We start from the raw sequence: 9,168 nt of genomic DNA, 5'->3' as shown, positions 1-9,168 counted from the left end.
ATCCAGCAGGTCACCGCCAAATGGATAGCCGCGCAGTCAAACCGCACATAGAATGCTGATCGGACGATAGTGGTTTGAGTCCCTTGGTGCCGACCCAAGCTTCATGATGGAAAGGCTCCTCCTGCTTGGTGTCGATTTCAAGCCAGCATCGGGATCCAGAATGACCGCTCGGGGCGACCTGCGGGTTTAAGCGACACATGACGTGCGCTTCAGTTGGTCGCGGGATCGCTACCAGGTCATCTTGATACCGAACTTGCCCTCCCAAGCATTGGCGTCGCCATCGAAGCTGGCTTCATAGTTGGCGTTGCCATATATGGTCGTGGCATCGCTGACCTGCATGGAAGCGCCGATCCCGAGCTTGCCCCAGGTATCGCTCGAGTCGACGGTGAATGGAATGAAGCCCGTGGCAGACGAGAACTCGGTCGTCGGATCGCCAAGGAACTCATGCCAGAAGTCCACCCGTCCCCACAGCGTGAACCTGTGCTTCGATGCTTCGCCACCGGCATCCCAGTCGCGCGCCACGCGCGCGCCAATCCTGCCGGCTAACGAATCGGTGTCGGAGTAACTGACATCGGCCGCACCGTCGTTGAAATCGTCAATGTTGAGCGCCTGGTAGACCAGCTGCGCCTGCGGCTCGAGCAGCCAGCCGTTGCCAAGGTGGAACGGATATCCTCCCTCGAGCGAGGCTGCCAGACCGAAGCCGTTCGTGTCACCGTCGCGCAAGCCCCGCGCTGCCGTCATGTCCATGTCATACCATGTTCCCTGCAGGACGCCGTCAAGGTACCAATCATTCTCACCGAAGCGGTTTCAGTAGCCGCCGACGGTGACGGCGTTGAATTTGTCTTCGCCTCCCTTGAAGGTGCGTCCCAGGATGTTGTGTTCGACATTGGCATTGCCGCGGCCGACGGCTAGATAGAGGCCGGCATTGTCACGCTGGCCGTTGGGGAGTTCGTTTCGGTAGAGATCGAGGCCGGTCTGGATCGCGCCAAAGTCGTAGTCGAAGGACGGACCACTGCGACCATAAATGCCGATCGGATCACCTTCGCGGTGACCACGATAGCCGATGATCCTGCCCCACGCTCCGTCGAGGATGTCCTGCCTTCCCGGACCGAGCAGCTGAGCGTCGCCACCCATCCTCTCGTGCAGCGTGCCAATGATTTGGCGGCCGTAGATCGGGGCCAACACCGGCATCGCCGCATATAGTGAAACCTCCTGGCGAAAGCGCGGCACCGGAGATCCTGGTGGCTCGGGGTTGAGGCCAGGCCCAGCTCCCGGCACGGGTGGTTCCGGTGGTACCGGCTGAAGACTGCTGCGCAGGAACCAGTCGTCTTCGCTGCCGGGTGTCGAACCGCCACGGAAGAGAAGGTAATCATACGGACCCGCGGCCGCAAACCCGGCCAGCAGCCGCACCCCCGTCGATCACAAGCCGGTCGGAGGGGGATCCATCCGAACCGAGAAACGTATTTATGCCGATCGTTCCTCCGGTTCCCGCGTAATTTGTCGTCGTCAATACCGTGCCCGGTGCGGTGCCCGTGCCCATGTTCACCAAGCCGGCACTGGCGACGCTGAGAACAGTCTGACTGAACCCGTTGAGATCCAGCGTTCCGCCGCTTGCGATTGTCACTGCCGAATTCGGGCTGAACGTGTTCGGTGCGCCTCCCCGTAGCGTGCCCGCGTTGACATTCGTCGCCCCGCTATAGCTGTTGCCACCTGTGAGCGTGGTTGTGCCCGCGAACACATTGACGGTGCCGGTGCCGGTGATCGCGGGCGCAAACGCGTAGTTCGTGCTCGTGTGATTGAAGTTGAGCGTGCCGGAGCCAGCGCCGAACGCGAGGCCTGGCGCAGTGAGCGTGCCGGGTGCAACTGCCACATTCCCCGCTCCCGCGCCGATGTTGAGTGTTCCAACTGCACCCGCATTCGCCGCGATCACAATGGGCCCTGCGGTGACAGCACCCTCATTCGCAATCGTGAGCGTACCCGTTCCCGACGTGCCAATGTTCACTCCTGAACTGTTGCTCCAAGTGGAGCCCGCGCCAGACACCCTCACTGTACCCCGCGAGCCTGCATTATTACCGATGTTGGCGGTTAAAGGCGTAGCGTTGATGACCATCCCCCCGTTGGCGATGGCGAGTGAGCCCGTACCGAAGCTACCTATATTGAATCCCGCGATGCTCCCCCCGGCTGTTTCGTTGATCCAACTGGAGCCTGGGCCGGTCACCGTCACCGTACCTGTCGAGCCGGCAGCCAATCCCATAGAGCCGCCGCCACCACTCCTCACCGTGCCGCCCTCCTGAATTGTAAGTGTCCCCGTGCCCTGACCGCCGACCACGATGGTTCCGATGTTCGTCCACGCGGATCCAGCGCCGGATACAGTCACAATCCCTTGCCCGCCAGGTAAATTGCCCACAAATCCGCCGGCGTTGGTCAATGTCCCGCCTGTTTGGATTGTAAGCGCCCCTATCCCGTTTTGACCGACGGCGAGATTAAGTGCAGATGCGCCTGGAGTGCCAAGCACCGTCACATTCGGACTCACGGTGTCGACGTTTGCACTGGTCCCCGCCGAGGGGGTACCCGCATCCCAGTTGCCGGGCTCAAACCAATTAGTGGAACTCGCTCCGGTCCAGTTGGTCTGGGCGTGTGTCGAAACCGTAGATGTTGTCAAAAGCGCGATTGTCGCGAGCAATCTGATCCGCGAAAAGCGTTGCGTCCATAGCCAAACGAGCAGTCTGCGGGCAAGTGCGCGCATAAGCATGCTCCCCCCTCTGCGCACGACACCCTTGGCAGCCTCAGGGACCCCATGGCGGTGCCACCTGCCCCCTCCGGCAGGATCGGGGTAACATTGCCGCTAACGCGCCGAAACCGAAAGCGCAAATCGTCCTCCACGAGATTGACCGGCGCAAATGGGGAGGAGTGTTGCCGCATAGATACAGTGTGGGGTTCGCGCCGGGTTGGCCAATAGGGGGTGAACTGGTGGCTCAACCCCATATTTGCATCGTCCTACAACCCAGGCGGAAGATCAATGGGCCTCGCGACCAAAGCGTTATTGAACAACCCGACTTTAGAGAAGCTATTTTTCTGCAATCAAGAAATACCGCCCACTGTTCGTTTCTCCTTGCAACCAATATAGCCGGCCGCTTTTTTGGTTCTTCGGCATCGAAACTCGTCTTGAGACGTTGACACCACGTCATTTGTTCTCCATCTGTTCCGCATGACCCGACTTGCGATCCACCTCATACGCTGATCTCACGCTGAACCGATTTTGCGGCCGCCGATCTTTTTGCGTATGTATGTGGAGGGTCTCATGACCGCTCATACCCCAATCCCCATCGACACAGATATCCTTACGTCAGTCCGCGCCGAAGCTGCGCGGCATTCCTATTCTCCCCGCGGCACCGTTCGCTGCGTCGGCGTTCCACTCTTCCGCAACCCGCTTGCAAGAGATTGCGCATGTTTGCTCGATTTCGATCCGGACGTCCTGTCGTGGTCGTGCCTTCCGCTGGAGCTTGTCGACAAAAGGTCGTTCCATTTCCCGGATTTTAGAATCGAGCGGTCGACAGGTCCGGCTCTCGTCGACGTATTTCAATCGTTGGACGACGCTTCAGTCGGATGGATCAAAGAACGTGCACTCGAAGCCGGATACCAGCACGAGATCTTTCTGGGGGAGCAGATCAACTCAGGCTTCCGCCTCCACAACGCTAAGGATTTGCTCCGCTATACGCGCACATTGCATTTACGTGGACATCCCTGACGTTTCCACCGCGCTCTCCGGAATTTTACTGAACGTTCCGCAGATGATCCGGGAAGCCGAATATAAGAGCCGCGCTGCGGGGAAAAAATTGTTGGACGCTTTGAGGACCGCGGCTGTCAAAGCAGGTGTATCCGTAACGACAGATGAAACAAATGGGCCTCCGTCTGGCATTGGCGAAATTGCTGCCTCACAGGCAAGATACGGTGACCTTTCCCTGATGGAATGGGATGCCTCTGCCTCTTCAACGAGGTTAGTAGCTGAGGCAGTCCTCTTCGGCTCCGGCCGTCCTGTTGTCCTCCTTCCTTCTTCCATGACTGTTGGGGTTATCGACCATGTAATGATCGCATGGGACGGGAGCCGGGTCGCCGCGCGGGCCCTCGCCGACGCAACGCCATTCTTGATGCGCGCGAAGCGAATCTCGGTTGCGACGGTGCTGGATGAAAAGCCCATCGACAAGAACATCGGCGAACGACTAGCGTTTGCATTGCAGCGGCGCGGTCTGACTGCTGAGGTTCTCACTCTCCGCGTGGGGGACCGCGCGATTGGAGAGGCCATTCAGGCACATGCGCTGGAATTTGGAGTTCAACTTCTGGTCATGGGCGGATTTGGTCATTCGCGTATCAGAGATTTCGTGCTGGGTGGCGCGACAGCAGACGTTTTGAACGATGTTCGCCTGCCAATCCTGTTTTCGCACTGAAAGGCGGCAGCGAGATCAGGCGCACTGCGCCTGATAGCGACTTGCCCGCGCCCTAAGGGGCGATCGGCGTTTGTGTTCATCGCCGCCTCCTCTCGTCGACAATAATGATGTATGCGGATGGTCGGCCGCGGAATGGCCTTCGTCAAACATTCGTGCGGGAAGCACTGAGTTTTTCTGACGGCAATTTCATCAGTTCGACGGCAACCGCCTTTTCTTCATCGGTTGGAATGACGAGCACCTCGACTGCAGAGTGTGGGGCGCTGATCAGTTCATCGCCGCGCCCGTTGCGTTCCGCATCGATCTCCACGCCAAGCCATCGAGCAGCCTCTCCGATCCTTTGGCGGATAAGCGGTGAGTTCTCGCCTATGCCCGCGCAGAAAACCAACGTGTCTAATCCAGACAGAGCGGCAGCCATGGAACCAATCTCCCTGCCCGCTCGATAGACAAAAAGATCGACTGCTTCTTTGGCAGACGGTTCATCGGATTCAATTAGCGACTGCATGTCTCCCGAAACGCCGGAGACGCCTAGCATGCCGGATTCATTGTAGAGCATCTGAACGACCTGTTCGATCGACATGCCGCGCTGCTGCAACAAATGAAGGACAACGCCAGGATCAATCGACCCGCAGCGCGTGCTCATTATAAGACCATCCAAGGTCGAAAAACCCATCGTCGTCGCAACGCTTTTGCCACCTTTGATGGCACACAAGCTCGAACCACTGCCGAGATGGGCGGCAATAGCCCTTCCTCCCGCCTTCTCGCCGTGTCTCGATTTCAGCTGCGATGCGATATAGGCGTAGGAAATCCCGTGAAACCCGTAGGCCTTTAAGCCCTCCTGTTCCAGCGCACGTGGAAGCCCGTATAGTGTGGCCAACCTTGGACGGCCGAAGTGAAAAGACGTATCGAAGCATCCGAATTGGATGGCATTCGGGAAAGCTCTTGCTGCGCCATCGATAATCTCGAGATTTCGCGGCTGGTGCATAGGTGCCAGTGGCACAAGGCCACGCAATTTATCGATCACCAAAGCATCCAACACCGTGGGCCGAGTAAATTCCGAACCCCCGTGGACAATCCGGTGTCCGACGGCCGTGACAACAGGGGTAAGGCCACGGTTGGAAATTTCGTCAACGGCAAGCTCCATCGCACGCTTCATGTCGCTCGATTCGATATTCAGGCTAACGTGTTCCGCTTGCGTGCTGTCACCAACCACAACCTTCATCTGCGGGTTCTTGTCCAAGGACGAAATGTTGCCGCGCAGAAGGGCCGGCAACCCGTCCTTCTGTTGGAACACTGCAAATTTCAGGCTTGAAGACCCGGCATTGAGAACAAGGATCGCGTTGGCCATAATGTCAGCACTATCGGATTTATTGCGGTTTGTCCTCACAGCCCCACACCGACGTTATCAATGCGGACTAGAGGACGGTGATCCACGCACCGTTTGGTCGACTTGTGTACTCCATTTCCAGTTCAGGATTTCCGGCATGTCCTGACCGTGCTCGCGGATATAGTCATGATGGGCCAACAATTTTGCTTGCATGAGCTGTTTCAGTTCCGCCGCTTGAGGGTCCAATGAAGCAACTTGTTCGATAACGCCCAGAACAAGGCTGAACCTGTCGAGGCCGTTCAGCACCGTCATGTCGAACGGCGTCGTCGTCGTGCCCTCCTCGTTGTAGCCGCGCACATGGAAGTTGTCGTGGTTGGTCCTGCGGTAGGTCAGACGATGGATCGTCCATGGATAGCCGTGATAGGAGAAAATGACGGGCCTGTCTTTTGTGAACATCGCATCGAACTCTGCATCGGGGAGCCCATGCGGATGGCGTTCCTTTGGTTGCAGCGCCATGAGGTCAACCACATTGACCACCCGGATACGAAGCTCGGGCATGAACTCCCGCAAGATGCTAACGGCCGCAAGCGTTTCAAGCGTCGGCACATCGCCAGCGCATGCCAAGACAACGTCGGGCTCAAGGCCCCCTTCGGTCGACGCCCAATGCCAGATCCCCAGGCCTGCGTTGCAGTGGACCCGCGCCTCATCCAGCGACAGCCACTGCCACAGAGGCGGTTTTCCGGCGACGATGATGTTAATCCTGTCCCACGTGCGTAAGACGTGATCAGTCATGCAGAGCAACGTGTTGGCATCCGGGGGAAGATAAACCCGCACGACATCCGCCTTCTTGTTGAGCGCGACGTCGATGAAACCCGGATCCTGGTGACTGAAGCCATTATGCTCCTGGTGCCAGACATGGCTTGTGAGGAGATAGTTGAGGGAGGAGATCGGTTGACGCCAGGGAATGTCTTGGGCCGCGTCCAACCATTTGGCGTGCTGGTTGAACATTGAGTCGACGATGTGAACGAAGGCTTCGTAACACGAGAAGAAACCGTGCCTGCCCGTGAGAAGATAACCCTCAAGCCATCCCTGGCAGGTGTGCTCAGACAGGATTTCCATCACCCTCCCATTGGGACCAAGGTTGGTGTCCTCCGGCAATACCGTAGCCATCCACGTGCGGTCTGTGACGTCGAACACGTTCTGAAGGCGGTTCGATGCGGTTTCGTCGGGCCCCACAATCCGAAAGTTTCTTGATGTGACGTTCGCCTGCATCACGTCGCGCAAAAAATGATGGATCCAGGAACGTCTGGCGCGGCGTGGCTCGGAATGCCCCCCGGAAATGAAAACTGCCGGAACAGCTTGCCCATGCCTTTTTCGTTGCGGGTGACGTCCGGGTAACGGGCGGTGTAGCTCCCTTCCAGATAGGTGTTCGCAACCATTGCGGGGCCACCGTGCCCCGGCCCGCATATGTAAATTATGTTTGCGTCCTGTTCTCGGATGATCCGGTTCAGGTGAGCATAGATAAAGCTCAAGCCCGGGGACGTTCCCCAATGACCAAGCAGCCGCGGTTTTACATGTTCAAGTTTCAGCGGCTTCCGGAGCAAAGGATTGTCGAGGAGGTAGATTTGCCCAATCGTCAGATAGTTGGCCGCCCGCCAATACAGATCGATCTGTTCCAACGCCTGGCGAGAAAGATGCTTTGCGGTGCCTGCTGCATCGGCGGACATTTCGGCCTCCTGTGAGTGCTATAATAATGCTAGTGAAAAGAAAGGGTCCAGTCAGAAGCCCGAATTAGCTCAAGGTCCGATGGTTCGAGCGGTCACGTCTTCGAAAACGCTGTCGACTTCGCCATTCGCAAATTTCGCCGAATCGGAGACGATCCGGGAGCTGATGGACATCAATTTGCGGGTTTCGCTGGCGTAAGCCGCAGCTGCGTCGCGGCAAAATTCTCCGTAAACCCCAAACGTGTTGTGATACTTCTCTKAAGTGACCAGATCGTCGATCAGCTTCATGTCCTGCTCGCAAAGGCTTTGCACGAACGCCAGAGATTCGATTTGCAGGCGGATCAAAGCTTTTAACGAGTGAGCCTGTATGTGCACGGCTGCCATCGCCAATGTCTGGCTCGTCTGGGCAAAGGGAGCCGAGTTAAACAGGGATGCGGATGGCTGAGATGCAAAGGCGTACGACATATGGGATCCTTCGATCGAAGCCTGAAAGCAGATTGCAATCAGGTCACTGACCATCCCACGCACGTCGCGGCGCTTCCTTGACATAGGTCAAACAGGACGCACACAAATATTTCGACCTGCAGAAGCCTGGGTCGAGCAAATCTGAATTTGGTTCGAAGCATGAGCGCCAGCTTCTTTGACCGAGATCAAAGTGCAACTTTTCGACCAGGCTAGCATGGACGAGGATTTCTCCATGTTCCGGTAGGAAGGCGCAAGGCTTATCCTGCGTGAAAGGAAACATTTGATGATCGCGAGACCGCAACGCTGCCTAAACGATCCCAAGCGTGCGGAGGATTGCGAACTGGCAATCCAATTGCGATTGATGGAGCTGCTCAGCGACGCTTTCGCCGCGGGATGGGGAAAGCTCGAAGTGCTTGCCGCGATGAACAGAATTGCTGACCAGGCAGCTCTCAAGCTTGACGCCAAAGTTCAGGTGGACGTTGCTAGCTACTTGAGCAAGTTCAGTAGAAAGAGTTGACACAGCATTTAGGCTTTTGCATGGGCGGCATGCAGGTTCACGACCGTTTGCTTAGAGCTAGCCAGACCAGTGACCCGCAACCGACCTTCACCCGCTTCGCTGAGAGAAAACGTCACCTGTCATAGGTGGTCACTTCATTGCCTTATGTCCCGTCTTGTCAGTTATCAGGATGCGAAAATAGACGGGCTGGAGCTGGCGCACATGATCCCGGATCACCGTCTTTACGTAGGCTGGTTCCCACCATTCAGCTCGCTTGCTCAGAAGCCCATAGGCCTGGTTCCGTGCTTCGTTCGTGTCCTGACCGTGCGTCAGTTCTTCGTATTGCCCCATGACGATGACGCTCTGCCAATCATTGGTTGCAGAGACGTTGTCGAATTCCACGCAAACATTCGGATTGCTCCGCATCCATTCGACCTTGCGCCCGAATGTTGTGAATGCGTAGAGCGCGCCAAAATGATGGGCAAAATTCAGCGGGACAATGTAGGGCTGGCCGTCATGTGCACAGGCCAGCCGTCCCACGGTCGCTTTCTCGATCACCTGCATGATTTCGAATTGGTTCATCTCGGTAATTTGCATGGTGAACTGCTCCCTGTTCGCGCTGTTACGATGTCCCTATTCAACGTGCCATGAGGATGGGCACGCTGGGATCCTCGATCATGGATCTGGTCTCACCACCAAATATCCACTCCCGCG

At 57.2% G+C, this 9,168-nt stretch carries 7 protein-coding genes and 2 pseudogenes; 3 read left to right on the top strand and 6 right to left on the bottom strand.

The genetic code is table 11. The features are described from left to right. Nucleotides 1-228: 228 nt before the first annotated feature. Together ACXJ5O_RS12395 and ACXJ5O_RS12390 are read right to left on the bottom strand one after the other, a co-directional pair. A pseudogene (locus tag ACXJ5O_RS12395) lies at nt 229-1,410 on the bottom strand (autotransporter family protein). Next, nucleotides 1,370-2,746 (bottom strand): autotransporter-associated beta strand repeat-containing protein, encoded by a 1,377-nt coding sequence (locus tag ACXJ5O_RS12390; protein WP_457300148.1) that lies wholly within the window; start codon nt 2,744-2,746, stop codon nt 1,370-1,372. The pseudogene ACXJ5O_RS12395 and the gene ACXJ5O_RS12390 overlap by 41 nt, the downstream one beginning before the upstream one ends. Nucleotides 2,747-3,301: 555 nt before the next feature. On the opposite strand from ACXJ5O_RS12390, the gene ACXJ5O_RS12385 reads away from it, so the two are divergent. Continuing rightward, nucleotides 3,302-3,748, top strand: coding sequence for a hypothetical protein (locus ACXJ5O_RS12385; RefSeq protein ID WP_457300147.1), 447 nt, complete (start codon nt 3,302-3,304; stop codon nt 3,746-3,748). Between the two features lie 91 nt (nt 3,749-3,839). Next, entirely contained in the window at nt 3,840-4,445 is a 606-nt protein-coding gene (locus tag ACXJ5O_RS12380) for a universal stress protein (protein WP_457300146.1), read from the top strand. Between the two features lie 142 nt (nt 4,446-4,587). On the opposite strand, the gene ACXJ5O_RS12375 is transcribed toward ACXJ5O_RS12380, so the two are convergent. From ACXJ5O_RS12375 to ACXJ5O_RS12365, 3 genes and pseudogenes are all read right to left on the bottom strand, one after another. Then, the gene (locus tag ACXJ5O_RS12375) at nt 4,588-5,790 is read right to left on the bottom strand and encodes an acetate/propionate family kinase (protein ID WP_457300145.1); all 1,203 of its coding nucleotides are present in this window, start codon (nt 5,788-5,790) and stop codon (nt 4,588-4,590) included. Between the two features lie 57 nt (nt 5,791-5,847). Further along, nucleotides 5,848-7,496: pseudogene (locus ACXJ5O_RS12370) on the bottom strand (phosphoketolase family protein). Nucleotides 7,497-7,565: 69 nt separating this feature from the next. Next, a complete protein-coding gene (locus ACXJ5O_RS12365) occupies nt 7,566-7,958 on the bottom strand; it encodes a phasin family protein (RefSeq protein WP_457300144.1) in 393 nt (130 codons plus the stop codon). 283 nt (nt 7,959-8,241) lie between these two features. On the opposite strand from ACXJ5O_RS12365, the gene ACXJ5O_RS12360 reads away from it, so the two are divergent. Further along, entirely contained in the window at nt 8,242-8,475 is a 234-nt protein-coding gene (locus ACXJ5O_RS12360; protein WP_457300143.1) for a hypothetical protein, read from the top strand. 129 nt (nt 8,476-8,604) lie between these two features. Here the strand turns inward: ACXJ5O_RS12360 and ACXJ5O_RS12355 are convergent, their stop codons facing one another. Further along, complete coding sequence (locus ACXJ5O_RS12355) at nt 8,605-9,051, bottom strand: pyridoxamine 5'-phosphate oxidase family protein (protein ID WP_457300142.1); 447 nt, start codon at nt 9,049-9,051, stop codon at nt 8,605-8,607. Nucleotides 9,052-9,168: the final 117 nt, after the last annotated feature.

Source organism: Phyllobacterium sp. P5_D12, from assembly GCF_054049495.1.
Note: the sequence above shows the minus strand (reverse complement) of the source record. Positions and strands in the feature narration are given on the sequence as shown.